The organism is Pseudoalteromonas amylolytica, assembly GCF_001854605.1.
Taxonomy (GTDB): domain Bacteria; phylum Pseudomonadota; class Gammaproteobacteria; order Enterobacterales; family Alteromonadaceae; genus Pseudoalteromonas; species Pseudoalteromonas amylolytica.
This window is the reverse complement of sequence record NZ_MKJU01000025.1, coordinates 399,605-417,775: the sequence shown is the minus strand read 5'-3', so window position 1 is coordinate 417,775 and position 18,171 is coordinate 399,605. Positions and strand designations below refer to the sequence as shown.

16 protein-coding genes are annotated in these 18,171 nt (G+C 44.1%); 5 read left to right on the top strand and 11 right to left on the bottom strand.

Going from position 1 to position 18,171, the window contains the following annotated elements; genetic code table 11:
• Positions 1–69 precede the first annotated feature (69 nt).
• On the top strand, positions 70–1,395 hold the full coding sequence (locus BET10_RS08365) for a dicarboxylate/amino acid:cation symporter (protein ID WP_070985592.1): 1,326 nt from the start codon (positions 70–72) through the stop codon (positions 1,393–1,395).
• A 61-nt stretch (positions 1,396–1,456) separates the two neighbouring features.
• Here the strand turns inward: BET10_RS08365 and BET10_RS08360 are convergent, their stop codons facing one another.
• The 8 genes from BET10_RS08360 to BET10_RS08325 form a co-directional block, all read right to left on the bottom strand.
• Positions 1,457–2,629, bottom strand: coding sequence for a cystathionine beta-lyase (locus tag BET10_RS08360; protein ID WP_070984890.1), 1,173 nt, complete (start codon positions 2,627–2,629; stop codon positions 1,457–1,459).
• Between the two features lie 2 nt (positions 2,630–2,631).
• The gene (gene nudC / locus BET10_RS08355; protein WP_170829124.1) at positions 2,632–3,555 is read right to left on the bottom strand and encodes an NAD(+) diphosphatase; all 924 of its coding nucleotides are present in this window, start codon (positions 3,553–3,555) and stop codon (positions 2,632–2,634) included.
• 149 nt (positions 3,556–3,704) lie between these two features.
• Positions 3,705–4,499, bottom strand: a complete 795-nt coding sequence (gene nagB, locus BET10_RS08350) for a glucosamine-6-phosphate deaminase (RefSeq protein ID WP_070984888.1) — start codon at positions 4,497–4,499, stop codon at positions 3,705–3,707.
• Between the two features lie 256 nt (positions 4,500–4,755).
• On the bottom strand, positions 4,756–5,889 hold the full coding sequence (gene nagX / locus BET10_RS08345; protein WP_070984887.1) for a transmembrane glucosamine N-acetyltransferase NagX: 1,134 nt from the start codon (positions 5,887–5,889) through the stop codon (positions 4,756–4,758).
• Positions 5,890–5,951: 62 nt separating this feature from the next.
• Entirely contained in the window at positions 5,952–7,076 is a 1,125-nt protein-coding gene (nagA, locus tag BET10_RS08340) for an N-acetylglucosamine-6-phosphate deacetylase (protein ID WP_070984885.1), read from the bottom strand.
• Positions 7,076–7,987: an N-acetylglucosamine kinase gene (gene nagK, locus BET10_RS08335; protein WP_070984883.1), complete on the bottom strand. Its 912-nt coding sequence runs from the start codon at positions 7,985–7,987 to the stop codon at positions 7,076–7,078. The genes nagA and nagK overlap by 1 nt, the downstream gene beginning before the upstream one ends.
• A 271-nt stretch (positions 7,988–8,258) precedes the next feature.
• Positions 8,259–9,101 carry an isopenicillin N synthase family dioxygenase gene (locus tag BET10_RS08330; protein WP_070984881.1) on the bottom strand — a complete coding sequence of 281 codons (843 nt, stop codon included), beginning with the start codon at positions 9,099–9,101 and terminating at the stop codon, positions 8,259–8,261.
• Between the two features lie 282 nt (positions 9,102–9,383).
• On the bottom strand, positions 9,384–10,178 hold the full coding sequence (locus BET10_RS08325) for a M48 family metallopeptidase (RefSeq protein ID WP_070984879.1): 795 nt from the start codon (positions 10,176–10,178) through the stop codon (positions 9,384–9,386).
• Positions 10,179–10,356: 178 nt separating this feature from the next.
• Between BET10_RS08325 and BET10_RS08320 the strand changes: the two genes are divergently transcribed.
• Complete coding sequence (locus BET10_RS08320; protein ID WP_070985591.1) at positions 10,357–11,547, top strand: Bcr/CflA family multidrug efflux MFS transporter; 1,191 nt, start codon at positions 10,357–10,359, stop codon at positions 11,545–11,547.
• A 28-nt stretch (positions 11,548–11,575) separates the two neighbouring features.
• On the opposite strand, the gene grpE is transcribed toward BET10_RS08320, so the two are convergent.
• Both grpE and BET10_RS08310 read right to left on the bottom strand, forming a co-directional pair.
• Entirely contained in the window at positions 11,576–12,178 is a 603-nt protein-coding gene (grpE, locus tag BET10_RS08315) for a nucleotide exchange factor GrpE (RefSeq protein ID WP_070984877.1), read from the bottom strand.
• Between the two features lie 58 nt (positions 12,179–12,236).
• Positions 12,237–13,181, bottom strand: a complete 945-nt coding sequence (locus tag BET10_RS08310) for an HrcA family transcriptional regulator (protein WP_070984874.1) — start codon at positions 13,179–13,181, stop codon at positions 12,237–12,239.
• A gap of 86 nt (positions 13,182–13,267) precedes the next feature.
• Here BET10_RS08310 and nadK point away from each other — a divergent pair, with 86 nt between their 5' ends.
• The 3 genes from nadK (at position 13,268) to recN (ending at position 16,570) form a co-directional block, all read left to right on the top strand.
• Complete coding sequence (gene nadK, locus BET10_RS08305) at positions 13,268–14,152, top strand: NAD(+) kinase (protein ID WP_070984872.1); 885 nt, start codon at positions 13,268–13,270, stop codon at positions 14,150–14,152.
• Between the two features lie 66 nt (positions 14,153–14,218).
• Positions 14,219–14,806, top strand: coding sequence for a hypothetical protein (locus BET10_RS08300; RefSeq protein WP_070985590.1), 588 nt, complete (start codon positions 14,219–14,221; stop codon positions 14,804–14,806).
• Between the two features lie 90 nt (positions 14,807–14,896).
• On the top strand, positions 14,897–16,570 hold the full coding sequence (gene recN / locus BET10_RS08295) for a DNA repair protein RecN (protein WP_070984870.1): 1,674 nt from the start codon (positions 14,897–14,899) through the stop codon (positions 16,568–16,570).
• Between the two features lie 180 nt (positions 16,571–16,750).
• On the opposite strand, the gene BET10_RS08290 is transcribed toward recN, so the two are convergent.
• Positions 16,751–18,166, bottom strand: a complete 1,416-nt coding sequence (locus tag BET10_RS08290; protein ID WP_070984868.1) for an FAD-dependent oxidoreductase — start codon at positions 18,164–18,166, stop codon at positions 16,751–16,753.
• Between the last annotated feature and the right edge of the window lie 5 nt (positions 18,167–18,171).

Here is an 18,171-nt window from a genome sequence, read left to right as displayed (position 1 = left end):
TTTTTTTGGTCAAATGCAGACGGCCTGTTAGGCTATGCAGATCTATTGTTGTCAATCTCACTTATGAACATGCAAAAAAATAACAAAATGAGTTTAACCACTCGGATTATGCTGGGCATGCTAGCCGGTATTATTCTGGGCTTATTACTTCAAGCATTGTTTGCTGGCGAACCTGAATATTTAATCCCATTAGGTCTGTTTGACTTTCCTGTAAAAAGCTTTTTAGTTGACGGATTGTTTCACGTTGGTGGGCAAATTTTTATTGCCAGCTTAAAAATGCTGGTTGTTCCTTTAGTATTTATCTCTTTGGTGTGTGGTACTTGTAGCCTAAGTGACCCGAAAAAGCTCGGTCGCCTTGGTGGTAAGTCTATTGCTTTATATCTGATGACCACTGCGATTGCCATTACTGTTGCCATTTCGCTTGCATTGATTTTTGCCCCTGGTGTTGGCCAAGAATTACCGAGCAATGCAAGCTATGACGCACAACAAGCACCAACGCTTGCGCAAGTTATCATTAACATGTTTCCAACCAACCCAATTAGCGCCATGGCGAATGGAAATATGCTTCAAGTTATTGTTTTTGCACTACTATTTGGCATTGCAATGGCGTTAAGTGGTGAACCAGGTAAACGTGTTGCCAAGGTGTTTGACGACCTAAATACCGTGGTACTTAAGCTGGTTACCATTTTGATGAATTTAGCACCTTACGGGGTGTTTTTCTTAATGGCAAAACTGTTCACCACCATAGATATTAAGCTAATAGCTGGTCTGGCTAAGTACTTCTTTGTGGTACTGCTTGCATTATTTATTCATGGCCTTATCAACTATTCCATTATCTTAAAAATGCTGACAGGCCTGAGCCCCTTCACCTTCCTTAAGAAGATGAAAGATGCGTGTATGTTCGCCTTTAGTACCTCAAGCTCTAGTGCCACGATGCCGGTAACACTCGAAACAGCTACGAAAAAGCTAGGTGCGCATAACTCAGTGGCTTCGTTTACCGTTCCTTTGGGAGCGACCATCAATATGGATGGCACTGCTATTATACAAGGTGTGGCAACGGTCTTTATCGCGCAGGTATTTGCCATAGACCTTACTATTACTGATTACCTTATGGTGATTTTAACTGCAACACTCGCATCGGTTGGCACCGCTGGTGTGCCAGGCGTGGGCCTTATTATGCTGGCTATGGTACTGAATCAAGTCGGCCTACCTGTTGAGGGAATTGCCATCATCATTGGCGTAGATAGACTGCTTGATATGACACGCACTGCTGTGAATGTCACAGGTGACTGTATGGTCACCTGTATCGTTGCCAACTCTGAGAAAGAGTTTGATTTGGATGTGTTTAACGATCCTGACGCGGCTAAAGAACTAGAAGAAAAGACATCGTTATAACGTAATTTGCTAGTTGACTAAAAAGCCCGCTATAAAGCGGGCTTTTTAGTTTAAAATTGCCTTAGTTGCAGTGTTGCTCATAAACCTCAAGCGCTTGTTGCAAGTCTGAGATCAAGTCTTCTACATCTTCAAGACCAATGTGCAAGCGTATAATCGGCCCTTGTGCCCAACCTGTGGTACTGCGAAGCCCTGACACGCTCTTGTTAGCTGTAACCAAACTCTCGTAGCCTCCCCATGAAAAGCCCATTTTAAAGTGCTCTAACGCATCTAGAAACGCATTAATTGCTTTTTGGGTACCTTTGCGCATCACAAAAGAAAACAAACCATTACTGCCGTTAAAATCACGTTTAAAGAACTCATGCCCTGGGCAAGTGGGCATCGCAGGGTGCCTTACATGGTCCACCAGTGGATGCTCGCTTAACCACTTTGCCACTGTTAACGCAGCCTTTTCATGTTGCGCCAACCTGACTGACATAGTACGCAGGCCTCGCAAAGCAAGGTATGCATCGTCAGCAGAAGTGCACTGCCCTAACAAATAAGAGTTTTCTCTAAGAGTAGGCCAGTACTCTTCGTTGGCAACCGCTACCCCCATCATCACATCTGAGTGCCCGACAATATACTTAGTAGCTGCCTGAATACTGATATCAACGCCATGGTCGAGCGGTTTATAGTGCCAACCATTACCATAGGTATTGTCCAGCATAGTGATCACACCATGTTGCTTTGCCACTTTGACTAAAGATGGTACATCTTGTACTTCCATCGTGATAGAGCCTGGCGACTCTAAAAACAGTACCTTGGTATTCTCTTGAATCAAATCGCTAATGCCAGCACCTATCATGGGGTCATAATAAGTCGTCGTAATACCCAAGCCAGCTAAGATTTTATCGCAAAAGTCTCGAGTCGGTTCATAAGCGGTATCCACCATCAATAAATGATCACCCGCTTTTAAAAAGGATAACAATGACTGACTGATAGCCGCAGCACCACAGGGGTATAAAGCACAACCTGCACCGTTCTCAAGCTCCATGATTGCATCTTGTAAAGCGTAATGGGTATGCGTACCTCGGCGACCATAAAACAATGTTCTGTTACCACGCTCTTTGATGGCTTCATGCAAGTCTGCCACACTGTCAAACACCACGGTTGAGGCGCGCTGTACAACTGGGTTTACCACACCTTGCGTGTATTGCGGTTTGCGCCCGGCACTTACTAACTTCGTATTCTTTTTCATTTTTACACCTTTATATGTGCGCGCCAATATTCAACTAAATAACGAGATATCGAGTCTGGACGAGTTAGCTTATAACCCGAGTCTTTATCTCCCCATTGTCCAAACGCATTTAGTTGTTCGCGAGAAAACCATTGCGCATCTTCTAAATCATCTTGATCAACTTTAATCTCTGTAGAGGCTGCTCTACCGATAAATCCTAACATCAGTGATGATGGAAATGGCCAAGGTTGCGAAGCAATGTATTCCACATCAACGACGTCGATGTTAGCCTCTTCTTTAACCTCTCTTATCACTGCTTGTTCAAGCGTTTCGCCAGGGTCAACAAACCCAGCCAGTGTTGAATAAACGCCTTCAGGCCAGCTCGCCTGACGCCCCATTAAACAACGCTCAACACCATCTTCAAATGTGTGGGTTATCAACATAATCACCGCAGGATCTGTTCGCGGAAAGGTCATATGCTTACATTGGCTATTTTGGCAAAGCCTAGCGTGCCCACCTTCAATACTCTCATTTGTGTAGCCACAACGACCACAAAAACGATGGGTTTTATGCCAATAACATAACCCTCTTGCCAACACGCCAACCGAGGCCATGCTGTAATCCAGTTGCAGGCCTATGCTGCGCATATCAACAAATTCAAGCTCGTTATCTGCAAGCAGCCCTATCGTGTGTTCAGAGCCTGATACATCCAAAGCAAAATAACTATGTTGTTCATCAACACCGAGTAAAATGGCATTTTTTTTATCAAATCGACTGACTTCACTTAGGCTGAGTAACTGCAACTCACAACACGCGACATTGACTAGGTTTCGGTCTTTGTCAATGAGTAGCCAACGGCTGTTTGAATTTATTTGTTGTTTTAACCACTGCTGATCTTTGCGTTCGTTAGTGGCGCGATTGAGGTGCATATACGAGTAATGTAACAAAGCCTGTTCCTTGTCTAAAATGTTTGCATAAAGCTACCACATACACGCAAAAAGCTAAACTCTTACCACCTTGCAGGGCACACCATGACTCCTGAAAAAAAAACAAAAAAAAAGCCCTTTCGGGCTTAAAGCTATAGTGTAACTCCACACTACAAAGAGGCAAGGTAGTCTTGAAGCTTTTGGTTTTCAGCTTCAATATGTTGATAAAATTCAATATCTTTAAGCTTAGATGCTGCTTTTAAGTCAACCACGATCACTGCATCTTTGTGCAATTGCAAGGCTGAAGCTGGACAAGCGGCTGTTAATGGCCCTTCAACCATTGCATGAACAGCTTCCGCTTTGTTTTCACCAGTGGCCAGCAAAACCACTTTTTTGGCATCTAAGATAGTGCCAATACCCATGGTGATAGATAGGTGTGGTTGGTACTCCCCTTCTTCAAAGAAACGTGCGTTGTCTTCGATAGTTTCTCGGGTGAGGGTTTTAACACGCGTGCGAGACGTTAAACCAGATGAAGGCTCGTTAAAGCCAATGTGACCGTTACGACCAATACCCAATAGCTGTAAATCAACGCCCCCAGCGGCTGCCATACGTGCTTCATAATCTTGACATGCAGTAAGTGGGTTTTTGGCATCACCCGGCGGAACATGTGTGTTGTCTTTATCAACATCAATATGATTGAACAACTGCTCATCCATAAAATAGCGATAGCTCTGTGGGTGGGAGCCGTGTAGTCCGAGGTATTCGTCTAAATTAAACGTGGTTGCGTCTTTGAAACTAACCAACCCTTCTCGATTACGACGAATAAGCTCCTGGTACAGAGCCACTGGTGTTGAGCCAGTTGCCAAGCCTAAGACTGATTCAGCTTTGCGTTGTAACTGAGTTGAGAAAATATCTGCGCCATAGGCTGCCACTTCTGCGGCATCATTCAAAATAACAATTTGCATAGTATAGGCTCGGTGTTGAGTACAAAGAAAAATGGGATCTGAACCTTACTTCGCGTGCAATCAAAGCAAGGTCAGATCAAACCTAATTGGGATACACTGTAATTAGGCATTACCATTATGACAACGCTGTCATTATTATCAGAATAAAAAGCTTTGTAAAGTAAAAGTGAAGAAAATTTCTCTATTTTTAGGTCAAAAACACGCAAGCCCGCAATAAATGCGGGCTTGCTAACGTTGAAATAAATTAATTTTGCTATCAAACACTGACAAAAATCTTGCGTTTATACATCCAGTGCAATACCAATAACTGCACTAATAATAGCGCTACAACTGAGAGCAAAGGCTGCCATTGCGGAGCTGACGCACTCACCAAGCCGCCAAACACACTTTTACTAATGTAACTCCAATTGACCAATGAAGAAGCGAGATAAATTATGATGGAGTTGGCACCAATGATGATAAATGGATAAGCAAGACGCTGAGTATTCAAAACATCCACTAAGGCATAGAAAGCTGCAAATAATATTGTACTCCAGCCTACCGTTACTAATACAAATGAACTGGTCCATAACTCTTTATTCACGGGAAAATACCAATCCCATATCCAGCCTGCCAAGACACTTACCAGCCCTGCCGAGAATAGCGTTATCACACTACGCCACGGACCAAAATGCTCCGCTTGTGCGATAAAGCGGCCAACAAATACGCCTGCAATCGCATTCACAACTGCTGGTAAGCTTGAAAGGATACCTTCAGGGTCAACAACACGGTTTTGGTAACTTATCCCAGGGAGAAAATGTTTATCGAACCAAGCGTTCCAACTGCCCGCCCCCATGGCACCCAAGTCGCCAGACACGCCTCCCGGTACAGGAATAAAACACAGTAAAAACCAATAAAACAGTAGAATACCAACTGCAACCATCGCCTGCACTCGCGCACTGGTATGCCACACTAATAACGCACAAAAAAACCAAGCAATTGCGATACGTCCTAATACACTCGAATAGCGTATTTCGTCCAGCGCAGCGGGTATACCCGTTCCCCAACCGTGATTGTATAAAACACCTAAAAAACACAATAACAACAGTCTTTTCACTGCTTTTTGATAATAAGGCTTGCGCTCGGAAAAAGGGAGCGAATCAATGCGTTTAGGAGCAAGCCCCATCGCCACACCCGAAAGGAAAATAAATAACGGGAATATTAAGTCATAAAAAGTAAAACCATGCCAAGGACTATGCACCGTATGTGCTTCAAAAAGCTTCCAACCTTGCCAACCGGTCAACACAAAGAGTGCGGCAAAAATTGACTGCCCTCCTAAGATCCAAAACATATCCATTCCTCGCAATGCATCCAGTGACGCGAGGCGCTTTTTCTTTGTTATTGTATTCATGCAAGCCCTCTTAAAAGGAAAAAGCCCCGTTAAACTGCAACGGGGTTTTCATTCAGGGAAATCTATATTTGATGTCCAGCGATGTAAGTCGATTGCGAAAACAGTTGCTCATCCAAGACAACAAAGTCTGCGTCTGCTCCTTGGAGTAGGTGTCCCTTGCCCTTAAGCCCTAAATACTGAGCAGGATAGAGTGAAGCCATTCGCAGGCTCTCGCCCAATGACACTTCTAAATCATTGACCGTATTGCGTACGGCACTGGCCATATCTAATACGCTGCCCGCCAGTTCACCTGTGGTGGAGTTCAGCCTATCACCTGTTCTTATCACCTTACGGCCGTCAAAAAAATCGAATTCCATATCATTTGTACCCACAGGCGGCATGGCGTCCGTCACCAGCATAACTTTACCGCGTTGCTTTGTACGAATCGCTAATTTGGCCGAAGCGCTATGTACGTGATGTCCATCAACGATTAATCCACACCAGCTATTGTCATCCCAAAGTGCTGCACCAACAACACCTGGTTCACGAGATGTAAACGCAGACATAGCATTGAACAGATGTGTAAAGCCATCGGCACCGACTCGCAGTGCGGCCATTGCCGTGTCAAAGTCAGCATTTGAATGACCAATGCTAACTTTAACTCCAAGTGCTACCAACCGTTTAATATCATCAAGAGGTACTGTTTCGGGCGCTAACGTCACCATTTTGATGCCTATATCTTGACGAGCATAGATAGCAAACTCTTGCTCCGAAATGGGCCGGATGTATTGCTCGCTGTGGGTCCCTTTTTTAGGATAAGACAAATGAGGCCCCTCGAAATGAATACCTACAATGCCCCTTTGCTTCTGAGCCAAAGCTTGCGCAGTGGCGTCAGCTGCCGCTTTCATCACATCAACTTTGTCAGTGATCAAAGTTGGCATCAACGCCGTTGAGCCAAATTGTCCATGAGCTGATACCATTTTATCTAAACATGCAGTGGACTGCTGAGCATTGAAAAACGCACCTCCACCACCGTTTACTTGAACATCAACAAACCCAGGGACTATTAACCCCGACAGAGTTTTAATTGAGTCGCTGCGAGCGTCAACATCAAAGCAAATTTTCCCGTTCTTTACGGCAAAACAAATGTTTTCTTTAAAATCAAAACCGTCAAATAGCTTACTCGCTCGATATAGGTGTGTCGTCATTAGTTAGCCTTTTCCAAATTCTGCTCTACATTTTGAATCGCAAAATAAATTGCGCCCATCTCTGGCGGCTGCTTGGGAAGCTCAACTCGCGCAGCAATATCTGGGTCCAACCATTTATTTAATGGCTCAGCCAACCCGCCAATCATGGACAAACGTGGCGGTTGGTTTTCTAATAAACGTTTTGCCAAACGGCTAATATAGTCGGCACCTTGAGTAACAATCGCTAGCGCAACTTCGTCCTCTTGCTCTGCAGCATTAAACACAAAGCGCGCTAATTTAGCGTATCCACTAGACGGTTGCCCTGCCATTTGCTCAGCAATGCCCATAGCGGTCAACGTGTTGAAATGAGATTTAAACATGTCACTCATTGCCGTTGCTTTGCCTAGACCATCTAAATCTAGTAATACAGCTTTTATGGCTTCCAATCCCATCCATGCACCACTACCAATATCACCTTGCGCAAAACCATGGCCGCCATAGTTCACGGAGCGACCACTGACGATAGAAAAACCACACGAGCCAGTGCCGGTAATAATCACTGCGCCATCTTGCCCTTCATGTGCACCAATGCAGGCCGTATGTAAGTCCGTAGTTAAGAACATTTGTTGGAATGGGTGATCCCACTGCATAATTTTGTCATATAAAGCTGGTAAATTAACACCAGCGAGGCCCATACCAGCGTTGAGTTCATGAACTTGTTCCACTCGCAAACCAGCATCTTGCAAGGCCAACTGGGTAGAAACCATGATTGACTCTAACGTACGTTCAAGACCATGAAGTGGATTCGCCGGACCTCCCAGTCCAGTGCCTAGCACACCGTGTTGCTTCGAGTAGATAGTAGCGCGGCATTTCGTTCCTCCGCCGTCTATACCTATATATAACTGGTCTTGTTGCACCTGTTTAGCCATCATGTAGCGACCTCTATCGATTGGAGTTGGCTCAATTTTATAATTATTGCTGAGCATTGAGTCGTGTTGAATTAATGTTACACACAAAATGACAGCGTTGTCATTATTTTTTTGACGATTTTGTTCGACATTGAAAAATTCTAATATTGCACAGAATCATCAGGTTGTCAGCGTAAATTTGATGAGTATATTGATATTATAGGAATAAAACTGCCGAGTTAGGGTTGTTAAGCGATTGAATTACATAAAAATAGAGCGGCTAAGCCGCTCTATTCTATTTAACGCCAAGTTCAGTTAATCTTTCCTGAAGATAGCTATCTGCTGTGTATCGCTCAGACAACACAACGTCAGGACGAGGATGTAAAAACAGCGGTAAAGAAATACGAGACTTCGTAGAAGCTTTTCCTGTTGGGTTAATTACTCTGTGAATCGTTGATGGAAAATATCCACCAGATGCCTCTTGCAACATATCACCAATGTTGATGATTAGAGAACCAAAGTCACAAGGCACATCAAGCCAACCGCCCTCTTTGGTTTGCACCTGTAAACCTGGCTCATTGGCCGCTGGCAGTACCGTTAACAAATTAATGTCACCGTGCGCTGCGGCACGAATTGCCCCAGGCTCTTCATCGCCCGTCATTGGTGGGTAATGTAATATACGCAGCAAAGTTTGCTCTGAGTCAGCAATCATATCTTTAAGGTCGATTGAGAACTTTGCTCGCACATCTTCCGGCGCTTGCGCTTGCACCCAGCTTAACAACTCTGCAGCAAACTCGTTTGCTAATCGGTAGTACTCACGAACTTCCGCCTCTAGTTGCGCAGGTACACGGCCTTTAGGGTAAACATGAAAGTATTCTTTGATGTCTTTAACGGTAAAGCCTTTTGCAACCTCAGATACATCAGGTGGAAAATAGCCATCTTGAGTTTGTTTGTCATACAAAAATTCATGCTTTTGCTCAGAGTTAAAAAACTCTTGCCAGTTTTTGTAGATAGACTCAACTAATTGCTGTGGGATTGGGTGGTTTTTCAACACACCAAAGCCTGTATTGCGTAAAGACTCGACAAATTGTGCTGCGGCATCTGGCGCACGATAATCGACCGTAGGTAATTGTTGCATAATGATTCCACTTGATTATTGCATGAGTTCACTGGTAAATAAGCAATTGGTATCTAAACCCGCCTATCTATGTGTTAGCCCTGTGTAGATAACTGGCGAGGATAGATAAATAAACCCCCTCAGATAAGGACTTTTGTCCTCTCCTATGTTGTGTTGTCACCTATTTTGAGCCAGATCAAATTTCACTAAGACACGACGGCTAAACTACTTATTTAATGTGCGAATTAAACTATAGCAGTCAATTCGCACTCTATAAGGTTAGCTCTATAACTTGTTCGCCGTTTATTTACACTGGGGTTTACGGCCTGATTGCCAAGCCTGCTGCTTGAGTTCTAGGGCATTATTCATTCCTTGTTGCAAGTTTGCGATACGAGTATTTGGCGCAGGGTGCGTTGACATGAACTCAGGAGGACGCTCGCTAGAGGCAGCCTCCATATTACGCCATAAAGCCACCGAACCTTGAGGGTCAAAGCCAGCTTTGGCCATTAGATCTAAGCCAATTACATCCGCCTCACTTTCATGAGAACGGCTAAAGGGCAGTGCCACACCAAACTGTGCCCCGAGTCCTAAACCTTGCATGATGGCATCTCGATATCGAACATCCCCCATTTGCAACGCCACATTACTCGCCTGCAAGCCAAACTGCAGCAAACTGTTTTGCGATACACGTTCATTGGCGTGCTGGGCAATCACATGCCCCACTTCATGGCCCATCACAGCTGCAAGCTGATGCTGGTTTTTCGCCACCTCTAATAGCCCAGTATGCACACCAATTTTGCCTCCAGGCAATGCAAACGCATTGGCGCTGGGTTCTTTGAATACCACAACTTCCCATTGCTGATTCGCATATTCAGCTGGTAATTGGTCAATCAGGTGATCCGCAATACATTTCACATAAGCATTAGTCGACTTATCCGCTTCAATAGGCTGCTGCTCTTTCATTTGTGCAAAGCTGGCAACCCCCATCTCACTCATTTGTTGGTCTGAATATAACGTAATCTGTGTGCGCCCGGTCGGTGAAGTTTTACACCCCGAAATAGCGAGCGTAATCGCCAAAGCGGTAAGTAGTTTTTTCATGCAGTTAATTCCCGTAACATTAAGTTTGTCGCTAGTTTAAAACATTTGACTGGCTACTCAAACGCCGATTAGGGCAAAAGCCAAGACTTGTCTCAAATTATTGCACTCTGACTCAGAAATTCCCCTGAATATGCTTCAGTTTGTTAGACTTAACACAAACTCATCATTTTGGACGCCTGTGCAAAACGCTCACCCTCTTGGTCGATTATTTTTGCCATTATTAGCCAGTATAGTGGCGTTAACACCGCTTGCAATAGACCTATATCTGCCGGCTATGGTCGTGATAGCTGAACAACTCAATACGTCTTTGGAGAAGGTACAAGTTTCTTTGAGCAGCTACTTAGCGGGCTATGCGCTAGGTATGTTGATTTTCGGTCCATTAGCTGACAGATTTTCACGTACCCTGTTAGCGCGTTTTGGGCTGTTGGGGTTTGCTATCAGTTCAGCACTACTTGCGCTTTGCACAAACATAGAAACATTCAATCTGCTTAGGGTCATTCAGGCCTTTACAGGCGCTGCCGCAAGTGTCGTGGTACCTGGAATAATTCGGCATTATTATCAGCAAGATACCGCCAAAGGCATGTCTTATGTATCTATGATTATGATGCTAGCTCCGCTGCTGGCACCAAGTATTGGTGCAGGTCTGATGCTCATTTTGCATTGGAGTGCAATATTTTGGTGCTTAACTTTATACGCCATCGTAGTTTTTGTTTTTATTACCTTCGCTGATATCGATGTACCAAGGTTTAACAAAGATAAGATCTCTGCACGCTTCTTTTTTAAAAACTATCAACAAGTATTGTCCAACAAGCTATGTCGCATGGATATACTCACGTCTATGGCTGCGTCATTTGCATTCTTTTGCTTCCTTACGTCCGTTCCTTTCGTCTACCTTGATTACTTCAAAGTCTCCGAGCAGCTGTTTGGTATTCTATTTGCGCTTAATGTGATGGCGCTCATGTTTGGTAACTTCCTAAACACACGGCTAGTACCAAAGCTGGGGTCAAGACGTTTACTCTATCTTGGCTTAATCATTGGGATGGTTACGGGCATCACCTTAGTGTTCGAAAGCACTCAACAGGTCAATGTATGGGTCTTCGCCAGCACCATTGCACCATTGATGATGAGCCTAGGGATTATCGCTAGCAACGCAGATGCCTTAATTTTAATCGCTTTTGAAAAGCACACCGGAACCGCCACTGCTGTAATTGGAACTTTGCGTTTTGGCAGCGGTGCCTTAGTCGGGCCTATTTTAGCACTCATTAAGCCAAGTACCGCATTGCCGTTTGCTTGTTTGATGCTAAGCGCCGTTATAGCGTGTTGTCTGTATCAAGTTTGGCAAAAATCAGGCATAAAAAAAGCCGATTAACTCGGCTTTTTTTATGCCAAAGATATGCTTATTCCGCTTCTTTAGAAACCATAACCATCGCAGGTCGTAATAAGCGACCGTTTAGCGTATAGCCTTTTTGCATTACCGCAAGCACGGTGTTTGGTGAGACATCATTGCTTGGTTGAATAGACATAGCCTGATGTAACTCTGGGTTAAATGCTTCTCCTTGAGGATTAACAGTTTCAACACCAAACTTGGCAACAGCGTCAGAAAAGCTCTTTAATGTCATATCGATACCTTCAAGCACAGGCTTTAAGGTCTCATTTTCTTTATCAGAGAATTCAATCGCGCGTTCTAGGTTGTCAATCACAGGCAAAAGCTCATTAGCGAACTTTTCTAAAGCAAACTTATGCGCCTTCTCAACATCTTGCGCTGCTCTGCGACGCATATTCTCAACGTCAGCAGCAGCACGTACAACACTGTCTTGTTGATCAGCAATAGTCTGCTTTGCAGCTTCCAGTTCAGCGTATAAACCAGCTATTTCTTCCTCTGGGCTTAACTCAGCTTGCGCTTCATCTTCTACTTTTGTTTCTTCTTGTGTTTGAGCTGCTTGCTCTACTTGCTCAGCAGCGTCTTGTTCATGTTCAGGGGCATTGGTTTGCTCAGACATGTAAGATTTCTCCAATTCTTTACTACTGTGGCTAATTATGGGGATTGAATTTTGAGATTCAAGCCCCTAATGGCGTGATTTGGGAAAATTGTGTAATGATAGCCTCAATCGGCGCATTAGATGGGCAAATTACACAAAATCTGCTTTGATATTCACCTTTTTGAAAATACGGAACACTCAAAACAACGGACTGTTTAACATTGAGTGTGCTCAGCTCAGTACCAAGTACAACAGACAAACCATTCTTAAACGCTAACTTATCTTCAACCTGATGCAAGAACGACACACCAATATTGAGTTCGGTTTCTATGTCTAACCCTTGATATAAATATCTTTCACCTACAACAATACTGTTATCAGTGCCTAGCTGGTGGTGAAGTTCTCTCGTCCATTGAGCTAATTGCTCTCGACAATTTTCAGGGGCGCTGTGCGCCATCGCACGCATCCGGTGTAAACCTTCAATTAGAGTCTGTTGACTAAATACCGTATTCATCCAAGCCGCGAATAAATACCTATGCTGATCACTGTCATCTTTAGGTTTATTGATACAAATATTTTGTGACTGACCTGCTCTATCAATTAAGAGCACCAACCAAGAACTACTATCAAATGCGAGTACTTCAACACGAAATACCAACTGTGAACTTGCTTGCGGTAAACCAACACAACAACACACATTGAATTTTTGGCTTAAGTTGTGCGCAAACTCTATCAACTGGTTTTGTTCTGGCTGCCAGTAATTGGCTATCTGCGCAAGTGCAAAATACTCGTCCAGCCAATATTTCAAGCCAGAATCTGTGGGAACTCTCCCGGCTGAGGTATGAGGAGAATAAAGTAAGCCTTCTCTTTCTAATCTGGCCATTGCATTGCGAACGGTTGCAGAGCAGACTGCCATGCCTTTTTGCTTCGCTATTTTACTCGAAGCAACAGGATGCCCCTCGCCGTTACAGTACAAGCTCATTACGGCAGAAAAGATTTGTTGGTCGCGTGCTGTTAATTTCATATTATTTATGTAGTGACATCATTTGCCAGTTTCAAGTCATAACTTTTTAAGTTAGTCTTGCGCTATTATTATCAAGGACATTCAACATGACGACTCCCTTCAAAACCATTGGTTTAATTGGTAAGCCGAGTCATGAAGGCGCGGCGTTGACCTTACAACGCTTATATACCTTTTTGCAAGCACTTGGTTACACCGTATTGGTTGAAGCGCGCGTAGGAGCGCAAATATCTAACATAGATAACAACTCACTTACAGAACTGGTGGAGCTAGGCAATCAATGCGACTTGGCTATCGTCGTCGGTGGTGATGGTAATATGCTTGGTGCAGCGCGCGTACTAGCACGTTTTGACGTGGCAGTAATAGGTGTAAACAGAGGTAACCTTGGCTTTTTAACGGATTTGAATCCTGATGGGTTTGAAGCGAGTCTTGAAGAAGTGCTACGCGGAGAGTTTATTTCCGAGTCTCGCTTTTTATTAGAAGTAGAAGTGTACCGTCACGCAGAGCTCAAAAGTGCAAACCTTGCAGTGAATGAAGCCGTACTTCACGCTGACAAAGTTGCACACATGATAGAGTTTGAAGCATTTATCAATGGAGAATTTGTTTTCTCACAGCGCTCAGACGGACTGATTGTTTCGACGCCGACTGGGTCAACTGCATATTCTCTGTCTGGTGGTGGGCCAATTCTCACACCTCAGCTTAACGCCATGGCGCTAGTCCCCATGTTTCCGCACACGCTTTCAAGTCGCCCGTTGGTGGTTGACGCTAACAATGAAATTCGGCTCAAACTCAGCCTTGAGAATACCGATAGCCTACAAGTGAGCTGCGATAGCCATGTGGTGCTCGCTGTGCTTCCTGGTGACGAAGTGGTCATAAAAAAAGCAGAGAAATCTTTGCGTTTAATCCACCCAAAATCATACTCGTACTACAACGTACTTAGACAAAAATTAAATTGGGGTAGCAGGCTTTACTAATACCTGTAAGATACCGCAAAATACATAAAAACTATTTTTCTAATTTAGGAAAGTTGAACCGACATGATCAGTTATATTGTTTTTTTCACACTACTTCTTCTGATTACATTACTTGGAGTGTACGTTGTGATAGAAAATAATCGTAAAAAGGCACGTGAAGCCGAAAAGAAAATTTTTAATAACCGTTTAAAAGAGATAACAACACACTTTAAACAAAGAACGGCCGAGTATGTAGACGCTAAAATCCTGCGCCCTAAATACGCTCCAAAGATTAATGCTATTGTCGGTAACTTTTTTGTCGTTCAAGCACACACGGAAGCCAATCTGACTCAGCTTGAAGTTGTTAGTGAGTTATTTACCCGTACCGTCGGGACTGAATTAGGTAAGTGTCGAGTAACAGGTAATACCGAGCTACTCGCCGAACAGCTACAGTATTTTGTAGCGGAATTACCCAGCAATGGTATTGCCTACAACAAAGATTTTTACTATGAAATCTTACCTGCGTTGATCACCTTGATTAAAACACCCGATGTTCCGATGAACCTAGAAATCGATGAAGAACCACTAGAAGACAACGCACAAAGCGACAATGAGCTAGACGAACAAACAAAGCAGCAAATGCTAGATGCAAGACAAAGGCTAACAACCAGCTAGCCAATATTGTGCTGATTTAGTCAAATTCGAGTTGCTTTTAATCAGCATACTGTATAGATTAACAGTATAACCACTGTTTGGATACACAGTATGCTTATTAACTTAGAAATTAAAAACTTTGCTATTGTAAACGCGCTACAAGTTGAGTGGCGTTCGGGCATGACCGCCATCACAGGCGAGACAGGTGCCGGTAAGTCTATCGCTATAGATGCGCTTTCATTGTGTTTAGGTGAGCGAGCCGATGCCTCAGCCATTCGTCCCGGTGCTGACAAAACTCAAATAAGTGCACATTTTGATATCTCAAAACTACCCGTCGCAAAACAATTTTTAAGTGAGCATATGCTCAACAACGAAGATCAAGATTGCATTTTGCGCCGCGTCATTGGTAAAAACGGCCGCAGCAAAAGTTATATCAATGGTATTGCTGTTACCGCAGGCCAACTTAAAGAGCTAGGACAATATTTGATCTCTATCCATGGTCAGCATGCGCACCAATTATTACTCAAACCAGAGCATCAACTTCACCTACTCGACGCTTATGCTGGGCACCACGCTTTACTTAACGCAGTCAATGCACAATACAGCCACTTCAATAAACTACAGCGCGAATATAGCGAATTACAAAAGCAGCAACAAACGCAAGTTGCAAAGCAACAACTGCTTGAATATCAAGTTGCAGAATTAGATGAGTTTGCTTTACAGGATGGTGAGTTTGAGGAAATAGAAGCAGAGCACAGTCGCTTAAGTCATAGTCAAACGATACTAGAAACCTGCCAACGTGAGCTTGCGCATCTATACGAGGATGATCAAACCGTACTGAGCCAACTTCAACACAGCGCGCAAAAATTTTGTGAGTTAGCCGGCTACGACAACCAGCTCAGTTCTATCGCACAAATGCTTGAAGAAGCCGCAGTACAAATAGAAGAAGCTTGCCGAGAAGTACGCAGCTATGGAGAAAACATCGAGCAAGATCCAATGCGCCTACAAGAGGTGGAAGAGCGCTTGTCAAAAGCAATGGACTTAGCCCGTAAACATGCAATTAAACCAGATGAGCTATTTGCCTTTCATCAGCAATTAAAACTAGAACTCAACGAGATCTGTTCAGACTCTGAGCGCTTAGATGCGTTAGAGCAAGAAATTGCAGACGCCATACATGCCTACAACATTGCCGCAAAAGGATTGAGTGAAAGCAGACAAGCAGCAGCTGGGCAACTTAATGAATTGATCTCCAAAAGCATGGCATCACTCGCCATGGAGAATGGCCGTTTTGCGATTGAGTTGACACAAAAGCCACAACAAAAACCTGCGGCCAGCGGATTTGATGATATTGAGTTTTTGGTCTCAACTAACCCTGGCCAACCATTACAACCACTAGGTAAAGTTGCCTCAGGGGGCGAGCTTTCACGTATTAGTTTGGCAATTCAGGTTATCATCGCCCAGCGCGTCACCACGCCAACACTCATATTCGATGAAGTAGATGTAGGTATTTCTGGTCCCACCGCATCGCAAGTAGGTAAATTGCTCAGACAATTAGGTCAGTCCACTCAAGTTATTTGTGTAACGCATTTACCACAAGTTGCATGTAGTGGCCACCAGCAGTTTTTTGTCGCTAAAGTTGTTGATAATGGCGAAACCTTCACGTCTATGAAGCCACTAGAGCATGAGATGCGCGTTGAAGAAATTGCCCGTCTGATCGGTGGTGATAAAATCAGCGCTACCACCAAAGCCAGCGCACAAGAGTTGCTTTCGGTGCAAAGTGCATAGATTAGTGGCGTTGGTCGAATAAGCGAAACGCCATCCTGCTTTTTGAAAATATAGTCATGTAGGATGGCTCCGCTTTGTAGCTTATCGAGCCTACAAGTTAAAGTTCGCCACAAAAAAGCCCACTGTCGCGGGCTCGATGGTCTTACTACTTAGTTTGAATCTTAAAGCCTTTATGGGTGTTTACACATCCAAATAGTCCAGTATTCCCTCAGCCGCATTACGGCCTTCAAAAATAGCGGTTACAACCAAATCTGAGCCTCTGACGGCATCACCGCCTGCAAAGATTTTTGGGTTGCTGGTTTGGTGAGTAAACTGCCCTTTTTCTGGGGCTTCAATGCCACCCCAGTGATTAATTTCCACATCATATTGTGCTAACCAATCTAAGCTATGTGGCTTAAACCCGAATGCCATTAATACCGCATCGGCGTCCAAGGTATGTTCAGACCCTGGGACTTCTTCGGCTCTTCTTCGGCCATTCTCATCCGCTTCACCGAGCTGAGTTTGTACCATTTCAACGCCTTTAACATGACCATTGTCATCCACCACAATGCCTTTGGGCTGGAGATTGAACTTAAACTCAACCCCTTCTTCTTTGGCGTTCTTTACCTCACGACGAGAGCCAGGCATGTTCTCTTCGTCACGGCGATAGGCACACACTACCGAGGCTGCATTTTGTCTTACCGATGTACGTACACAGTCCATGGCCGTATCTCCGCCACCAAGCACAACCACCTTTTTACCTGCCATGTCGATGAAAGGCTGTTTTGTTTCATCATACCCCATCACACGGTTGGTATTACCTACTAAAAATGGCAGCGCATCATATACACCCGGAGCACCTTCGTTTGCCAACCCTCCTCGCATGCTTTGATATGTACCAACACCTACAAACACGGCATCATACTGAGATAGCAACTCATCCATACAGATGTCTTTGCCCACTTCAGTATTCAACTGAAACTCAACACCCATTTCGCTAAATATTTCTCTGCGCTTCTGCATTACCGACTTTTCAAGTTTGAATGAAGGAATGCCAAAGGTGAGCAGTCCACCAATTTCTGGGTTGCGGTCAAACACTACCGGCTTCACGCCATTACGAACCAAGATATCAGCACACCCTAACCCTGCTGGACCGGCACCAATAATGGCAACCTTTTTGTCACTCCAAACAACATAAGACATGTCTGGCTTCCAGCCTTGGGCAAATGCGGTATCTGTGATGTATTTTTCAATATTACCAATGGTAACTGCGCCAAATTCCTCATTTAACGTACACGCGCCCTCACATAACCTATCTTGTGGACAAACACGGCCACAGACCTCAGGCAAGCTGTTGGTGCGATGAGACAGCTCAGCCGCTTCGAATATACGCCCCGTTCTGATCAGTTTTAACCATTGTGGTATGTAGTTGTGTACAGGGCATTTCCACTCACAATAAGGGTTGCCGCAGTCAAGACAGCGATCTGACTGCGAATTTACCTGACTGGTAGAAAAAGGTTCGTAAATCTCCACAAAAGATTGCTTGCGCGTTGAAATTGGTTTCTTACGCGGATCTACCCTTTGTACGTCAATAAACTGATAAACATTTTCGCTCATACTTC